Raw genomic sequence first — 16,538 nt, forward strand, 5'->3', positions numbered from 1 at the left:
GTTATTTCTTTTCCTGTAGCATGTCTATAAATTCGATGCTGGAGTATTCCATGTTGTGGATCAACTTGGACACTTGAGACACAAGGTAGTTATACCCCAGGTAGGCTAGAATTCCCACCACCAAGCCGGTAGCGGTAGTAACCATCGCTTCATAAATCCCTGTTGAGAGCAACTTCGGCGATACCATACCCTCTTCCTGGGCCACCCCTATAAATGCCCGGATCATGCCCGCAACCGTACCGAGAAATCCGATCATCGGGGCCGCCCCGGAAACAGTAGCAAGCAGGCCCAAATTCTTTTCCAACTTATAGATCTCAATCTTTCCCACGTTTTCGATAGCGACCTCGATGTTTTTGAGGGGGCTACCTATTCGCTCCAATCCTTTGATAATCATCTGTGCTACCGGGGTACTTTCTCCTTGGCAGATCATTTTTGCCTGCTGTACATTGCCGCTTTGAACCATCATCTTTACCTGATCCAGCAGGCCCTTCGGTGTTTTCGAAGCCTTCTTCAGTGTAATGATCCGCTCCACAAAGATGTACACAGCCAATACAAACAAGAGGTATAGGGGAACCATCATGTAGCCACCTTTGATCATCAAATCAATCAGCCCAATGTCGGAACTGCTATTTTCAAGCTGTGTGAGTGTATCGACTACCAGTTGGTTGTCGGTAGAAAGTGTTTGCAAGAATGTCATATTAATATTTCAAAACCCATAAATTTTCTTCAAAATCACCCTGTATACGCTCGATGACCGTAAGGGCTTCCGCAACGCCGGTATGCGCATCTACGGCTAACCGGTAAAAATCAATATCTCCATAGGGATGAATCAAATAGGTTTTAAAGCCACCTTCATTTAGTTTTTTAGAGTAATCTTTGGCCAAGTCGTCGTCAATAAAGCTACCCACCACTACAAAATAACGTGGAGAATCCCCTCTCGATGTAATTTCAGTTAAATTTAATTCTTCTGTCGGCTTTTTGGTTTCAGACGGTATTTCCGGCACCTCAGACGGCGTCTCGGAAACAACTGGCGGCTGCGCCTCTACGGGAATTTGGCCCAAATCTGTTGTTTGCTGCCCCCTATCTTGTGGTGTAAACCACCCCATGTAAAACCCTATACCTGAAACCGTTACGAGGATCAAAAGAAGCAATATAACCAGCCACCCCGAGCGGGAACTTACGTCGTTTTGTTCCGGCTGGTCTGCCGATGGTTCCGACAAATCATCCACCGGGTCAGGCATAGGTGCCCCTGATGTATTTTCCGCGTCATTTTCTACAGGCTTATTCTCCTCTAGTGGAGAAAAGCTTCCTTTTGGCAGTCCGAAATCATCGTCTTCGGATGAGAAATTATTATTGGCAGAAGGCTCTTTGTCAGACATATCAAAAATAGTAAGCTGTTTGAATATACTAAACTAAGGTAAAACGGTCAAATAGCCAATTATACACCTAAATTAAGCAATCAACCTTACGGCGAACTGGGATCAGAATTTCATGGTGATACCACCGATACCCTGGATTCCACGTACTGGATAGTTCCAAAAGCGCTGATTCGATTGGTTCAGTAGGTTATTTCCAATGGCAAACACTGAAAACCGCGGGGTTATTCGGTAGTCGAATTTTGCCTGTACGTCCAAAATTGGTTTCAAGGTGGTACTCACATCCGACTCCAAATTAATGGCTGAAATCCCCCCCATCAGGTGGGCATTGAACTGTATCGTCCACTTGGAGTCTGGCTGGAAGGTATTGTGCACTTTAACTTCCCACTCCGGGCGATGCCACGGACTGGTCAAATCGGTTAACGTATATTGATAATAGTTAATTTCCCCGTCTACTTTATACATCCCTTCAAAATTCCACTCAGCAGCTATATGATAATTCAGAACCTGGCTGACTTCGTCGTAGATCAACTGAAACCGGGTACTGTCAACGGCGCTATTTCCAAAAAAATGCATGTTGGAAAAATTTCCGTATTTCACCCCTGCCTTGTAGTGCATTTCATCAAGAATTTTCCCAGATACGCCCAGGTCTACCTCGTAATTTTGAATGGTATTTCTCAGCTGTTCACTTGGGCCTAAAAAGGGATTTTCCCGAACAAAATCATAGTACGTCTTCCGCAAAACATCGCCTTTGTAAGAAGCATATACGCCAAAGCTCTGCACCGGATGGTAAGAGATATCCGCTAGCGGGTACACATGAAAATCCTTGGTTTTATTGGGAACCACGTCGTTCTCGTGTATCACATTGGCTCCTACTTTGAAATGGATTCCTGCCTTTTGGTAAACCGCAAAAGGTTGCAGCTTAAAGTAGTTCCGATTTATACCTGTATATCTTTCGTCAGAAGGTGAGGTAAAGAACAACTGTGTATTTATGCCTCCGTGAAGGTTTTCATTGGCACGGAACCCTACCATAGCCTGTAAGCTAGCTTCGTGTTCCCTTGCCAAGTAATTATCGTTAAATAGCCGAAGATTCAAGGTCGCCTGATAATTAAATACATCGAGTTGCTCAACTTTCCGAATTCCTACGCGTCCGTAGGCCGTGTGTAATACCTGGGCCAAATCGAAGGGTTCGTTGCTAGAAAGCGATCCTTCAGAGTATCCATAGAAATGGTATTTGTCCCGATCGTACCCAAAATCACCGAAGATTTCCAAATCTTCCCGAAAAAGAGAACCATTCAATTTAACTTCTGTGTGATCTTCTGCCGAAGAGGCCCCGTCAACGGGCCCCCGATAGAATCCCTGATGTTTTAGTTTCACACCAAAGGTGTGTTCATCATCAGGCAGGTTATTGAGGTGGATTTCTGCTAAGGGCGAGCGAAAATTCCCATAACCCAGCCTGGTAAAGCTATGATAAGCATCTACAGGTGGTTTGGGAAAATTCCTTGCAAAAGGCTGAATAGCTACTGTAACTGGCGCCATGTCCAGAAAAAAGTCCTTGACTGCGTAGGTATAATTCCCTTGGCTCCCTACACTGGGCAGGGCGGGTGGTCTTTCGTTTATCCGGTTTTGTGTGGGCAACGTTAATACCCGGTCCTTTCGGATAATAAATTCGGTATCCCTTATTTCCCCCCTCTCGGCCCCTGGAGTTGTCTCCTGGGCATTTAGTAAAAATGGAGAAACAACTCCAAAGCTTGTGATGAAAAGTTTTTTTATTAATCGGTTCATATTCAGTTGATCGTTCTTAACAGTTGGCTTGCCTCTTCCTTTACCTGATCATTGGGCGAGTTCTCCACAATGGATTCCAACGTCGCCTTTGCCTGAAATGTCTCATTCAATTTAAGGTAATTTTTTGCCAGTAGAATAAACTGCTTACCATACCAAAAATCATACGGGCCGAAAGGCTGTGATTCGTCAAATACCAAGTCATTAGAAGCCGCGAACATCCCTGCCTCGTGGTAAGAAAATGCCATAAGGTATAGCGCCTCCGCTCCCTGCACGGTCTTAAAGGTGGAATACAACTCCTTAAAGGTGTTTCTAGCCTCGTTTACCAATCCTTTTTCCACTAGCGATTTTCCCTTGGTCAACAGCGCCTTCGGTGTGGCATCTATCGTAATATCTCCCAGTTCCACGATCCGGTCAGCATAAACCACCGCGGAGTCATACTGCTGGGTTAGGTAGAAGGCATCCGTTAGGCTGCTGAGAGATTCGTATTCTTCCAACTTTGTACGGGCATTTTGCATGCTGAGACGAAGAAATCGAATAGCTTGCATGTAATTGCCATTTTCATACTCCAAGGTTCCGATTCGCTGTATAGCCCTATTTTTAAGGGAGATTTCCTGTGTCTTCTCTACTTGGTAAAAGTACTCCAATGCTTTATTTCGGTCTCCAATGCGAAAATAGGAATCTCCAATAAAAAACTGGGCCTCAGATAGCTGAGTTGCATTGGGATAGCTTCTTATGAAGTTTTCAAAGGCACGGATCGCCTCGTTGTAGGTTTGATTGAAAAACAGGTTTTTGGCCGTCTCAAACTCCAATGTCTGTAGCGAGCTGCTGCCTGGATTAGTCCGTTTATAGTTGCTCAAATAGGTGGAAAATTCGCCAGCTCTTCCCTGCAGGGTGAGGCTTTCCTGCAAGCCTACCAATGCGGATTCTACATTTGCCGAATTGGGGTGGTTATCCAAGATGGCTTTATAATCTCTGATCGCTCCTTCATAGTCTCGAATGGAATAATTGGCCACGGCCCGCCCTTCCAGCGCATATGGGATAAAGGGACTATTGGACCGGTTGGAAATCAGCTCGGAGAACCCGGTCCGGGCATCCTCGTATCGGGTCATTTCCATGTTTATCTGGGCCCGCTGGTACAAGGCATCCTCATAGTAACGGCTGGAAGGAAAGCCATTGATTACCCGATTTAATTGGTCTATGGCCTCATTGTTCCGGTTTTCAAAATTATAAATCACACCCACGCGAAAATAAGCATAGTCTGTATAAGGATTATTTTCTCTGATCGCCCGGTTAAAAGTATCCAACGCTTCCCTAAACTTTTTTTGCACATAATACGTGTCTCCCAGTCGAATTAATGCATCGTCGTAATTTTCCCGATCCCTATTATTCCTCAGTTTATCAGTGTACGCCTTAAACTGAGCCTCTGCCTGGGGATAGCGTTGAGTATTGTAATAGGCATAGCCCAATCCATAGTGGGTTTTTATCAGACTCTGGTCCTGTGCCGCGGGCCTCATGGAAAGAACGGCTTCGTACGCTTTAATTGCTTCTTCCGGTTTATTGTTGACAGCGTGTGTTTCCCCTTTCCAAAACTGGGCCTGAACTGCCAGATTTTTATCAATCGGAAAGGTTTGGGATTTACCTAGCATTTGCAATGCACTGCCATACTTCCCGTCCCGGTAATACACCATCGCCTGATAAAAAGCTACTTTTTGATAGGCCGCTTTTATACGTTCTGACTTATTGGGCATCTTGTCCATGTGCTCAATTGCCCTAAGGTAGTTGTTTGTATTAATCAGTGCATCACTAAGCAGGTTTTCTGCTTCCCGTGCATGTGCTCCGTTTCGGTATTGGTCTAGATAGGAATCCAAGGCATTTACGGCATCCTGGAAACTGCCACGCTCCAAATTCACTTTGGCATAATTCAGGAGGGCTTCCTCTTTGATCTCCTGGTCAAAATCCGCCTTGTACGCCGCGCTAAAGCTATTCGAAGCAAACTGGGGGTTATTCAATTTAATATAGGCATGGCCCAAGTAATAGCTGGAAACCTGTCCTAGCCGATCATTTCCGAGGGCAACTTCCTTGAAGTAGTTGCTGGCCTCCGCATATTTGCCGACATGGTAGTGGGATACGCCTGCTTTGTATTGCTGTTCCCGCGTTAAACTGCCCTTGTTGGAAGCGGTAAATGCCGCATAATTTTCGGCAGCCAGTTCGTGGTTTCTTTTTTCAAAATAGGCTTCTGCCAGTAGTAACTGTACGTCTTCTTTCTTTTCCAAGCCCTGCCTTTCCAAAATTCCCGGTGCATATGCAATCAGCTCATCGTATTGTTGGCGCTTATAATAAATGGAAGACAACATATACGGAACTTTTCCTGAATAGGCTCGTGCCTTCTCCGCTTCTTTGAAATCCCTAATCGCCTCCTCATCTTGCTGCTGCACCATGTACGCATACCCCGCATAATAGTACGCATCCGCAAGGTAATCGCTGCGGTAGCGTTTGGCTTCTTCCAGGTAGGGAATAGCTTCCCCGTATTTTTTCAGCATAAAAAATGAATAGCCCAACTTAAACAGCACTTCTGGCTTTCTCTCTCCATAGAGTGCCTCTGAATCGATACGACGAAAGGTTTCGATGGCCTTGGTGTAGTTCCTCGCAAGAAAATAGTGGTTTCCCAATTCGATTGCTGCATCCGTTGTTTGGGGTTCGTTGGGATTATCTAAAATAAAACGCTCCAATACAGAGGGTCCATCGGGATTATTGGATTTTAGCGCCGAGGATGCCAGATAATATTCAGAAGCCACCGCCTTGTGTTCCGAAAGTTCCCCGTTAAGAAGCCTGCTGAACGCAATCCTAGATGCCGAGAATTGTTCTTTTTGGTACAATTCAAGGGCATCGTTGAAAAGATTTTCCGTGCTTCTTTGATATAATGTGGACTGTGCAGATCCCTTATAGTGGAAAAACAACACAAAAAAAACAATCAAATTATGCTTCATACATACTGTTGGGCCTAGTGCAGAATTTTAAATATCAATTCTTTTAAAATTTGGGAATGCGGCAAGTTGTTGCTTTCAACACCCTTAGACTGCAAATCCGCTTCTTTTAGGTATGTGAAGATATCAATAACCTTGCCTAATGAGTAATTTTTTGCTGCCGTGAGGTACTCTTTGATAAAATAGGGGTTGACTTTCAGTACACCAGCCAATTGGCTATCGGGAAGGTTTTTATTTCCGTAGACCAATAGTATCCTGTTAAAGTGCGTGAATAGTACCGTAATCATGGGTATTAACGGATTCGCTTTCGGGTTTTGACTGAAGTAATAGATAATGGCGTTGGCCTTCGCTACATTTCTAAAACTGAGCGCATTGGTGAGTTCGAAGATATTGAATTCCTTGCTGATTCCAATGTATTTTTGAATGTGGTCCACGGTTATCATCACCGGCTCCGAAAAGTTGATCAGCATTTTATCAATCTCGTTGGTGAGTACCTCTAAATTGCCGCCAATCGACTCCGCTAGAACCTGCAAGGCTTTTGGTTCAATGGTAAATTTATGCTCTTTGATGTAGGCCTCGATATACGGAATAATTTTGTATTCAGAAATCCGGCTGGATTTGACCAATATGGCATGTTTGTCCAGTTCTTTGGCTAGGGCCTTTCTTCCATCCAACGTCTTGTGCTTGTGAGCAAACACCAAGATGGTGCTCGGAAGGGGATTCTTTACATAACTAATCAATAAATTATCTACGTCCTCTCTCCCTAAACCTTCTATTTGCTGGGCCTCCTTTACGATTACTGCCTGTCGGTCAGCCATCATGGGAAAGCGCTTGGCATTGTTGATGACTGTACTCATAGTCACGTCTTTTCCATACATGACTACCTGATTAAACCCTCGGTCATGGGGTGGTATAGCATGTTGTTCGATGTAGTGGGTTATCTTGTCAACGAAGTAAGGTTCCTCTCCTTGAATAAAATAGACAGGAGCAAATTTCCCATTCTTTAGATCCTTTAAAACAGTTTCTGGAGTACTAGCCATGAATCAGGTTATCTTCGGTCAAAGATAGCGAAAATTGGCAATACCTTGTTACGATACACTAGGATTGGCAGCCTCGAAAAGGATATATTCCGGAATTAGTACCCCAAATCTTATGCTACCGGTGAATCGCCCGCCATGGACAAAGTACCCTCCTAAGTCCGGTAGAAAATTACCCACAGGACTGCTCAAAATCGATGATAACCGGCAAATGGGTTGTATTGTGCCTGAACAATTTCCAAATAAAATTTGTATGTACTATATCTAATTAACCTAAACCATAACGCAAATCGTGAGCAGGATAGCAGAAGGAATCAGCAATTATAAGAAAGGGAAATTCGAAGAGGCATTGCGCCTTTTTGAACTACATTTGGCTTCCGACCCGAACGACGCAACCGGGTTGATCTACAGGGCACGGGTGTTTTCCCGCATAGGTAGATTTGACGATTCGCTAGCTGATTTTGATCGTTTACTGACCGGCAATCCGTTTGATTGTGATTTAATCAGTGATCGTGCAGTGGTTTTACACTTGATGAAGCGTAATCAAGAAGCCCTGTCAGAGCTGGATAGGGCACAAAACCTTGACCCCAAAAATCCCTACCGTTATTCAAGCAGAGCGTTTTTAAAGGATCGCATCGGAGACCTACACGGTGCCTTAGCCGATTATGAAATTGCCTTGGAGTTGGACCCGGAAGATGCCATTTCGTTAAACAATAAAGGAATGGTTGAGGAGCGGCTTGGATACCTATCAAGATCTAAGAAAAGCTTTGAAAAAGCCGACGCGCTAATAGGATACAAACCCAACCAAGATCACCCTCAGCTCAAAGGTGAAAATCCCGTGAGACGGGATATCCCAATTGAAGCTACCGGTGAAACCGAAAACACGGTCAATCAAAAACGATTAACCGTAGGGCACCTGTGGGATACAATCAAAGGGATTTTCACGCAATCCCACACCCGAATGGAGTTTTGGGAATTTCTGAAAGGGGGCCTCAAACGTTCTTGATCACATAGAGGGGCTTGTTGATGAAGTAAGACATCTTACGCGATAGATTCTTGGTAAACAAGGATTCAAACCACGATTTTTTCTTACTAAGCGTAAAAAGTACATCCCCCTTGGCAGAAATCAAGTAGCTCTCCAAGCCTAGGCCTGGATCATCCCTATAGGCTTTGAGCACAAAATTGGTCTTTTCATATTTGATAAATGGATAGATTTCTTCAATCATGGTCTGGTGAAGTGCCTTATCTATAGTGCGCAGCCTGGTTCCAACATGCACAATATCCACCTCACAATTGAAATAGCCAGCCATTTCCACTACTTTCTGAATAGCTAATTTATCTTCTTCCAGGTAGTCTGTCGCGTATACCAGTTTACGCGGCTGCCTGAAATAAACTTTTCTAGGAATCATGAACACATCCTGCAAAGCGTTTTCCACAACTTTGCTGGCCTTCGTTCCTATGAAATTTTTTTTAAAGTCATTTACTCCCTCCGTTCCCATCACAATCAGGTCAACAGCATGCGTATCTGCGTAGTCCAAAATGGTTTGAACCGTTTTTCCTTCTTTTATTACCGTTTGACAATCGTTCAAGCCATTTTTAAGACTCTCCGATTTGACGGTCTCTGCCAAGCTGGTTAGTTTAACAGCTGCGAAGCGGTGCATATCGCTAGGTTCTTCCGAGTTCGCCAACTTTTTGTAATCCTCCAGATTGGGCACATGGAAAAGTATCAATACCGCCTCATAGTGCTCACCTATCCGGGATGCATATTCAATCGCGTTCAGGGAGCATTCCGAAAAATCTGTGGGGCAAAGTATGGTAAAAGGTCTCGTAGGCATAGGCATGGTAGGTTTATGGTAGGCTTAATATCCTTGTGATAGGTCTATTTGATTGGCAAGGGGCTCGTAAGCGTGTAGTCTTCGGCGGTTTTCCAAAATCTGAGGTACGGCAGCTTCGTACATGGTTATGCATGCGATATGTGGAGTGATCATAATTTGGGGATGATCCCAAAAAGGATGTTCCACCGGTAAGGGTTCTTGAATAAAAACATCCAACAGCGCACCGGAAATCCATCCTTCAGAAAGCGCATGAAGTAAATCCTCTTCTACCAGGTGCTTTCCTCTTGCCACATTTATAAGATAGGTACCCGGATTGAACCGACGGAACAGGTCTTTGTTGAGAAAGCCTTCGGTCCTTTCGGTAAGCGGTAATAGGCATACAATGACATTTACCCTTTTTAAAAAGTCATCTAGCGCTTCCCCGTGGTAGTAGGAATGCCTGTAACCTTCCTTTGGACTATTTCCGTACCCACAAGCAGGTATTCCAATTGCAGCCAACTTATCCAACACATCTCCTCCCAACTGACCTGTACCTAGTACCCCTACCGAGATATCAATTTCAGGATTACTCATGTCCCAGCTTTTTGTCACCTTATCCGCTTGGTATCGGGTAAACTGCCTATGATAATTTAAAATACCCATAATCACGTAGTTCGTCATGCTGTACGTAAGCCGAGGATCCACTATCCGGGTTACTGGTATATTCTCTGGTAAATTCGGGTCGGCCACGATATGGTCTACCCCCGAACCCATAGAACATATTAATTTCAGATTTGGGAAGTCTCTTAAAAGACCATGGGGATGTTGCCACACCACCACTGTGTCGACTTCCTTTGCGTTTTTTATGTCAGGGTAAATCTCCAACGTAAGCTCGGGAGCCAATTTTTTAAAGGTTTCTTTCCAAACGGGTATGTCTTTTTTGTAGGGGGCAATTATCGCTATGCTCATTTAAAGAATCTGTGTTTTAATTGTCGTCAAAATTCAACCAATTCCAAAAGCTCCTTGATCCAAAAACCACTACAGCAAAGTTAATCCGAACTTCGCAATTGATTTTATGGTTCCTTCTTCTTTTTACATAAATTTGCCCAGCGTTTGCATAAATAATATAGCACTGAGGTATACACAATCTGGAACCGGTGATCAAGTTGAAACCAATATAATTAATATACCATATGAAAACAAAATATTTTATTTTACTGGCAGTGGCTTTTATGATAGCTGCGTTTGGCGTTAATGCACAAATACAAATGCCTCAGGCTAGTCCTCCATCAAAAGTAACCCAATTAGTGGGTCTTACCCAAGTATCTTTGGAATACAGTAGGCCAAGTGTCCGTGGCCGAAAGATATTTGGTGAGCTTGTACCCTTTGGGGAAGTTTGGCGAACCGGTGCGAACTCGGCCACTACCTTTGAGTTTTCTACCGATGTGATGATAGAGGGTAATCCACTTTCGGCAGGAAAATACGCGCTGTATTCTATTCCGGGAAAATCTACTTGGACGTTGATATTTTCTAAAAACACAGGTTTATGGGGGGCGATCGGCTATGATTCCAAGGACGATGCTTTCCGAGTCCAAGTACCTGCTTTGAAATCGAAAATAAGTGTAGAGACTTTTCAGGTTGACTTCACTGACATCACAGACACGGGTAGTACCGTTCGCCTTTCATGGGAAAAATCCGGTGCCGAATTCCGCATTGAAACCGAAGTGGATCCCATTGTCATGAAGCAAATCGAAGAGCAGGTAATCCAAAAAACACCGAGCAATCCCGGGATATATTTTCAGGCGGCAACCTACTACTTCAATACCAACAAAGACCTCCAAAAAGCGCTGGAGTGGGTTACCAAATCGGTAGAGGCTGATCCGAAGTACTGGACTGTTCATCTGAAAGCAAAAATTGAACAAAAGCTGGGATTGAACGAAGCAGCACTTAAGTCTGCCCAGACCAGTATGGATATGGCTAAAAAGGAAAATAACCCCGACTATGTGGGACTAAATGAAAGATTGATCAAATCGATCAAATAGACAAACCAAAGAGGCTGTTTTTTTTTGAAACAGCCTCTTTTCCTTTAATACCAATAGCGTGACCTCCTAGTGTACATACGGTTATTTTTTCTTCCGCTTTTTCGGCATCCCCAGCTGTATGATTGCCGAGATGACCAGCATCAAGATACTACCGATTGCATTATACCATAAATACCCGATATTAATCGGAACACCCAGTAGTTCACCGCCGTTATTGAAGTGAATCAGCAAAATGACCGCTTCGGTAATCAATGCCGCCAAAAACACGGCGTGACCCCTCACCCATTTCATAAAAAACGCCACCAAGAATATGCCGAGAATTGTACCGTAAAAGAGGGAACCAAGCAGGTTCACTGCCTGGATCAGGTTTTCAAAAAGCGTGGCATAGGTAGCAAAGGCAATCGCAAATCCTCCCCAAAGCACGGTAAACCACTTGGAGGATTTCACGTAGTGTCCCGAGGCCCTGTGTTGATTGATGGACCGCTTGTAGATATCCACCGTAGTGGTAGATGCCAAGGCATTCAACTCAGAGGCGGTAGACGACATGGCTGCACTGAAAATGACAGCAAATAGCAATCCGATGATTCCTTTGGGGAGATAGTCCATCACAAACCGCATAAAAACGTAATCGGTATCGTTCGTTTCGCCTAATGGGTCATTTTTCAGAATCAATTCCTTTACTTGCTTACGGATAGATTCCTGTTCCTTTGCGCTGTCCAAAATGCGGCTTCTGAGCAAATCAGTCTGCGCGGCATCTTCCTGCTTCACCGCATCCAACATGTCAAATATCTGGGTGTTTTTTTGCTCAAAGGTAGCCTGATACCTCGTTTCCAGTTCTTGATATGCTGTCCAATAGTCACTCTCCTGCAATTTCTCTACCTGTACCTGGTTGAAGAAAACGGGGGGCTGGTAAAACTGATAAAAAACGAATACCATCACCCCGATGAAAAGAATTATAAATTGCATCGGAATTTTCAAAAAACCGTTCATCATCAATCCCATACGGCTTTCTTTTAACGACCTTCCCGTCAGGTACCGTTGTACCTGTGACTGGTCCGTGCCGAAATACGAAAGAAACAAAAACAAGGCTCCGGTCATCCCCGACCAAAAGTTGTAACGGTCTGAAAGGTTGAAATCAAAGTTTACAATATTCAACTTATCCATTTTACCGGCTACATGAAGCGCTTCTGTAAATTTTACAGGAAGCATATAGATCACCAATATCCCTGCCAGGATCATCCCTCCCATCATCACAGTCATTTGTTGCTTTTGGGTAATGGAAACTGCCCTGGTACCACCTGAGGCTGTGTAAACGATCACCAATACACCGATAAAAATGTTGGTAAAAGTCAGGTTCCAGTTCAATAAGGTAGAAAGTATGATGGCCGGGGCGTATATGGTAATGCCTGCTGCAAGGCCACGCTGTATCAAAAACAGGGAAGCTGCCAAGGTCCGTGTCTTGAGGTCAAACCGGGATTCCAAAAACTCATAGGCTGTGTACACCTTAAGTCTGTAATACACCGGAATAAAAAAGATAGACAGCAAAATCATGGCGGCGGGAAGTCCAAAGTAAAATTGGATAAAACGCATCCCATCCGAATAGGCTTGACCTGGAGTACTCAAAAAGGTGATTGCCGAAGCCTGCGTAGCCATGATGGAAAGGCCAATGGTCCACCAGTTCATTTCATTGCCTCCTTTCAGATACCGTTCCATGGTGGATGGACCGTAGGTTTTATATACGCCATACCCTACGATGAGAGCGAGTGTTCCAAAAAGTATGCTCCAGTCTAAGGCACTCATGAAAAGCTTTGGGTTAACAGGTAAAATAGAAAAACCAGGATCGCCAGAACAAGCATTTGACCCGCATACATGCGCATCCAGAGCCCTCTTTCATGTTTATTTTTCACCACCCTGCTCGATTAAATTCACAAATAATTTAATGGCCCCCGGAACGCCTGCGGGCAATAGTCGGAACCAGGATATTCCGGAATATGCAAATGTGCCTTCTCCCACATCTGCCAATAGTAGGGAACCTTTAGAAGGGGACTCACCAGAATCTGCCAGTTCCAGCGGGGTCACATAACGGCTGTCCCACTCACCTGCAAAATACAGACCCCGTTCCTGTACCCAACCATCAAAGTCCTTCATCTCTATTGCATTTGGAAAACGCATCACCGGGTGACCCTCAAAGTCAGGATTGACTGCCGAATTCTCCACAGCAACCCGGTTTCTGGAAAGGGTAATGGGAAAGGGCCCCAACGTACGGGTCAATAATGGTGATGAAGTATTGTACTGAATGATCAGGTTACCTCCTTGTTTCACATAATTCATTAGGTTGTCCACGTTATCGGCCAAAACCTGATTTACGTTGAAGGCTCTGATGCCAACAATGACCGTACTATAATGGAGGAGTCGTTCAAGAGAAAGTCCTCCGTTGTCCAACAAATCTACCTGATATCCTAATGTGGCCAACACGCCAGGTACGTCGTCTCCAGCTCCTGGGATGTAACCAATACGTTGGGGCGTTAAGCTCAAAGCCAACCGAATCAGGTTAAACTGGGCGGGCGGAAAGTAGGTGAGATTTGGGATGTGTTTGTAGCTAATTCGTCTCGTTCCTTGCTTATACACTCTTCCATCAGCTGTAGTGTACTTCACTCCGATAGTACTCTTTTCGGGTCCATCATGACTCATCAGACGAACATGATAGATGATTTTTCGCCTTTCTCTTTCCTCCTTAATAGTTAGTATCTCTACATCAGTTTCCCTAAGCCCGTCAAAGGAAAGTTCGCCCGGCAATAGTTCATCTTGGAAGGATACTTCAACGGTAAGTTCATCACCCCTACCGTTCAATAGAAAAAGGTTATTTTTTGATAGCTCCAAAGAAACCTCCGGAAGTATCGTAAAAGGCTGCCTAATTTCTCCATCCACTTGGTCGTTGTATTTGTAAATAAGGGGAACTTCCACGGTAATCGGCCTTCCTTCAACGGTTATTTCAAGGGTACCGGAAATGGAGGGTTTGTTAAAAGGCTTCCCAATCTCCGTTCTATCCGGGATAGTATACAGGTTGTCTCTTGGTGAACTGTCCAACCAATAAGGCTGTGATACGGAAAAGCTAGTTGGGATTTTTAAGGATAGTGTAGCATCCAAGGGGATATTTCCAGCTACGGATTTCTCCAACGCTAATACTTGATCCAATACCTTGAAGGATGAAACATCCAGCTTTAAACTGGAAGGATTATTGACAACCAATTTGGCACTCACTTCGTCTGTAGGAAATGAGAGTTCCTTGTTGGCCAAAAACTCGGCTTTGTAACCCAAGCAATTCAATATTAATTGATTAACAGCTTGCTGTTTTTCCGCTACCCATATTTCACCAGAAGGCAATGTTGACAGCTTGTCTTTGATAATAAGCAGCGCTGGCACATTGTTTTCTGGGTGTCTAAAATCAAAATTTTCCAACAGAGCATCCACTGACTTTTCAATGGCCACACCTCCCGAAACAGTTTCCCATCGGTTCTTAACTCCGTCAAATGGACTATCTTTAAACGCCTCTCCCTTTACCAACTCGATGAAATCGTCGCTGCTGCCTACTTGCGCGGTTGATCCGAAACCCTGCGATTTGTGCATGGTTCTACTGTCAGCAGCGATTTGAGAATAGCTCGTTCCCAGAAGCGGATTTACCTCTCCTACTTCAAAGCGGTGAAATAATTTGCCTTGCTGTGGTTCGTACTGACCACCCCAACTATAGGCGTTCCAAAACACACGCTTAGGTTGCCATGGCTTTACCCATTTTAATTGGTCTGAAAAAATGGTAGGGTCTGCTGCTTTTTCAAACGCTTCCAATGATAGAATGGCAGAAGTGGTATGGTGCCCATGCGTGGTCCCTGGCACATCACTAAATCGGTTGATCACGATATCCGGCTGAAACTTCCGGATGATCCACACCACATCGGAGAGTAACGTCTCCCTGTCCCAATTATTTAAGGTCTCATCCGGATGCTTGCTGAAACCAAAGTCAATGGCACGACTAAAAAACTGCCGGCCACCATCCGTTTCTCTGGCCCTTATCAGTTCTTGTGTACGGATCATTCCAAGCTCGATCCCAAGTTCCTTTCCTATCAGGTTTTGCCCTCCATCACCTCTAGTAAGCGAGAGGTAGGCAATTTCAGCATGTTCCCTGTTGGCCATGTAAGCAATCAGGCGGGTATTTTCATCGTCAGGATGGGCTGCCACATAAAGCACCCGCTTGGTTTCCTTCAATTTCAGCAGATCATGATAAAGCTCAGACGAGGTCTGAGCCACAAGACTACTGGAAACTACGAAGAGAGAAACAAAAAAATAGCTATAAAGTATAAGGAAATGTTTCAGTTTCATTGGCGTTGGTTTAGGTAGACAAACTACGGTATGCGAGGGTAAATTTAAACTTTATTTATATCAACGGAAATAATATCCTGTAATAACGTGGCGGAGGGTTTAGCGGTTATTGGGTTTTTTCCCGAAAATAAGTTAACTTATTTGCAAATTAGCTTCCACTTAACACAACCCCAATAGCCATGGCAGCCAACTACGATCACCGGGATATACCTGGAAACCCTTCGACCGCTGCATCAAGCAACGTTAGATTAAACGACCGCAGCAACGGCCGTCCGCTCAAAATACTTACGGATGATGATTGGGACTTTTGGGTTTCCAATGGATACTTGGTACTTCGCAATGCGGTGCCATTGGAATTTACACAGCGTACCGCGAAGTTGCTTTGGGAGTTCGAAGAAAAGGATCCTGAAGATCCCGATACTTGGTATGCTCCCAGCAGGGCCGAAATGAAGATGACGGAACTCAAAAACAGCGGCATGGTTGAGATTTATAACCATCAGTATCTCTGGGATATACGTCAATATCCCAAGGTCTATGAGACCTTCTGTGATATATGGGGCAGGGATGAACTGTGGGTTACCATCGATCGGGCCAATCTAAACCTACCTGCCAGGCCAGGATTTGACTTTCTAGGCTTCATTCATTGGGATTATGATCCGGAAACCAAGCCTCAAAATGTGCAGGGGCTCGTGGCATTGAACGATCAAACTGATGAAAACGTGGGCGGTTTCCAATGTATCCCGGAGCTTTATCGGACATATGACACTTGGAAACTGACGCAGCCGACAAACCGTAATCGCTTTATTCCGGACATCTCTGGTTTTGAGGTCACAAAGGTGCTCTTAAAAGCAGGAGATCTATTGATCTTCAACAGTACTTTGCCCCATGGGATCCGTCCAAATCGTAGCAATAACAAGGTACGAATGGCGCAGTATGTATCCATGATGCCAGCCGAAAACCACCATAGTGACCTGAGGGATTGGCGAATTAGATCATGGAAAGAACGGCTTACACCTGAGGGGTATGCATTTCCTGGAGATCCCAGAAACTGGGAAAAAAACCGGTATCCGCAGGCGGAACTAACTCCACTTGGCAGAAAATTACTTGGCATTGATCTGTGGTAACT

General features: G+C 44.5%; 12 protein-coding genes. 3 read left to right on the top strand and 9 right to left on the bottom strand.

Features of this window, described 5'->3' with window-relative positions:
- Position 1: 1 nt before the first annotated feature.
- The 5 genes from IAQ59_RS19775 to holA form a co-directional block, all read right to left on the bottom strand.
- Positions 2-697: a MotA/TolQ/ExbB proton channel family protein gene (locus IAQ59_RS19775; RefSeq protein ID WP_209332588.1), complete on the bottom strand. Its 696-nt coding sequence runs from the start codon at positions 695-697 to the stop codon at positions 2-4.
- Position 698: 1 nt separating this feature from the next.
- A complete protein-coding gene (locus tag IAQ59_RS19780; protein WP_209332589.1) occupies positions 699-1,379 on the bottom strand; it encodes an SPOR domain-containing protein in 681 nt (226 codons plus the stop codon).
- 102 nt (positions 1,380-1,481) lie between these two features.
- Positions 1,482-3,161 carry a TonB-dependent receptor gene (locus IAQ59_RS19785; protein WP_245189727.1) on the bottom strand — a complete coding sequence of 560 codons (1,680 nt, stop codon included), beginning with the start codon at positions 3,159-3,161 and terminating at the stop codon, positions 1,482-1,484.
- Positions 3,162-3,163: 2 nt separating this feature from the next.
- Entirely contained in the window at positions 3,164-6,148 is a 2,985-nt protein-coding gene (locus tag IAQ59_RS19790; RefSeq protein ID WP_209332590.1) for a tetratricopeptide repeat protein, read from the bottom strand.
- Between the two features lie 14 nt (positions 6,149-6,162).
- Positions 6,163-7,185, bottom strand: a complete 1,023-nt coding sequence (gene holA / locus IAQ59_RS19795; protein ID WP_209332591.1) for a DNA polymerase III subunit delta — start codon at positions 7,183-7,185, stop codon at positions 6,163-6,165.
- Positions 7,186-7,474: 289 nt separating this feature from the next.
- On the opposite strand from holA, the gene IAQ59_RS19800 reads away from it, so the two are divergent.
- A complete protein-coding gene (locus IAQ59_RS19800; RefSeq protein ID WP_209332592.1) occupies positions 7,475-8,188 on the top strand; it encodes a tetratricopeptide repeat protein in 714 nt (237 codons plus the stop codon).
- Here the strand turns inward: IAQ59_RS19800 and IAQ59_RS19805 are convergent.
- Positions 8,175-9,017, bottom strand: a complete 843-nt coding sequence (locus tag IAQ59_RS19805; RefSeq protein WP_209332593.1) for a universal stress protein — start codon at positions 9,015-9,017, stop codon at positions 8,175-8,177. The two genes, IAQ59_RS19800 and IAQ59_RS19805, sit on opposite strands and share 14 nt — an antisense overlap.
- A 24-nt stretch (positions 9,018-9,041) precedes the next feature.
- Positions 9,042-9,965 (bottom strand): 2-hydroxyacid dehydrogenase, encoded by a 924-nt coding sequence (locus IAQ59_RS19810; RefSeq protein ID WP_209332594.1) that lies wholly within the window; start codon positions 9,963-9,965, stop codon positions 9,042-9,044.
- 224 nt (positions 9,966-10,189) lie between these two features.
- Between IAQ59_RS19810 and IAQ59_RS19815 the strand changes: the two genes are divergently transcribed.
- On the top strand, positions 10,190-11,038 hold the full coding sequence (locus tag IAQ59_RS19815; protein ID WP_209332595.1) for a DUF2911 domain-containing protein: 849 nt from the start codon (positions 10,190-10,192) through the stop codon (positions 11,036-11,038).
- A gap of 81 nt (positions 11,039-11,119) precedes the next feature.
- On the opposite strand, the gene IAQ59_RS19820 is transcribed toward IAQ59_RS19815, so the two are convergent.
- The gene (locus IAQ59_RS19820) at positions 11,120-12,838 is read right to left on the bottom strand and encodes a sodium:solute symporter family protein (RefSeq protein ID WP_209332596.1); all 1,719 of its coding nucleotides are present in this window, start codon (positions 12,836-12,838) and stop codon (positions 11,120-11,122) included.
- 96 nt (positions 12,839-12,934) lie between these two features.
- Positions 12,935-15,412 (bottom strand): PIG-L family deacetylase, encoded by a 2,478-nt coding sequence (locus tag IAQ59_RS19825; protein WP_209332597.1) that lies wholly within the window; start codon positions 15,410-15,412, stop codon positions 12,935-12,937.
- A gap of 179 nt (positions 15,413-15,591) precedes the next feature.
- Here IAQ59_RS19825 and IAQ59_RS19830 point away from each other — a divergent pair, with 179 nt between their 5' ends.
- Positions 15,592-16,536 (top strand): phytanoyl-CoA dioxygenase family protein, encoded by a 945-nt coding sequence (locus tag IAQ59_RS19830; RefSeq protein ID WP_209332598.1) that lies wholly within the window; start codon positions 15,592-15,594, stop codon positions 16,534-16,536.
- Positions 16,537-16,538: the final 2 nt, after the last annotated feature.

Origin of the sequence: Lunatimonas salinarum (assembly GCF_017811155.1) — a bacterium.
In the GTDB taxonomy this organism is placed as follows: Bacteria; Bacteroidota; Bacteroidia; order Cytophagales; family Cyclobacteriaceae; genus Lunatimonas; species Lunatimonas salinarum.

What these genes read in the sequence shown, in the direction of transcription:
- IAQ59_RS19820 (WP_209332596.1), bottom strand. Translation starts at nt 12,838, where the DNA reads ATGAGTGCCTTAGACTGGAGCATACTTTTTGGAACACTCGCTCTCATC.
- IAQ59_RS19805 (WP_209332593.1), bottom strand. Translation starts at nt 9,017, where the DNA reads ATGCCTACGAGACCTTTTACCATACTTTGCCCCACAGATTTTTCGGAA.
- IAQ59_RS19780 (WP_209332589.1), bottom strand. Translation starts at nt 1,379, where the DNA reads ATGTCTGACAAAGAGCCTTCTGCCAATAATAATTTCTCATCCGAAGAC.
- IAQ59_RS19775 (WP_209332588.1), bottom strand. Translation starts at nt 697, where the DNA reads ATGACATTCTTGCAAACACTTTCTACCGACAACCAACTGGTAGTCGAT.
- IAQ59_RS19785 (WP_245189727.1), bottom strand. Translation starts at nt 3,161, where the DNA reads ATGAACCGATTAATAAAAAAACTTTTCATCACAAGCTTTGGAGTTGTT.
- IAQ59_RS19790 (WP_209332590.1), bottom strand. Translation starts at nt 6,148, where the DNA reads ATGAAGCATAATTTGATTGTTTTTTTTGTGTTGTTTTTCCACTATAAG.
- IAQ59_RS19810 (WP_209332594.1), bottom strand. Translation starts at nt 9,965, where the DNA reads ATGAGCATAGCGATAATTGCCCCCTACAAAAAAGACATACCCGTTTGG.
- IAQ59_RS19815 (WP_209332595.1), top strand. Translation starts at nt 10,190, where the DNA reads ATGAAAACAAAATATTTTATTTTACTGGCAGTGGCTTTTATGATAGCT.
- holA (WP_209332591.1), bottom strand. Translation starts at nt 7,185, where the DNA reads ATGGCTAGTACTCCAGAAACTGTTTTAAAGGATCTAAAGAATGGGAAA.
- IAQ59_RS19830 (WP_209332598.1), top strand. Translation starts at nt 15,592, where the DNA reads ATGGCAGCCAACTACGATCACCGGGATATACCTGGAAACCCTTCGACC.
- IAQ59_RS19825 (WP_209332597.1), bottom strand. Translation starts at nt 15,412, where the DNA reads ATGAAACTGAAACATTTCCTTATACTTTATAGCTATTTTTTTGTTTCT.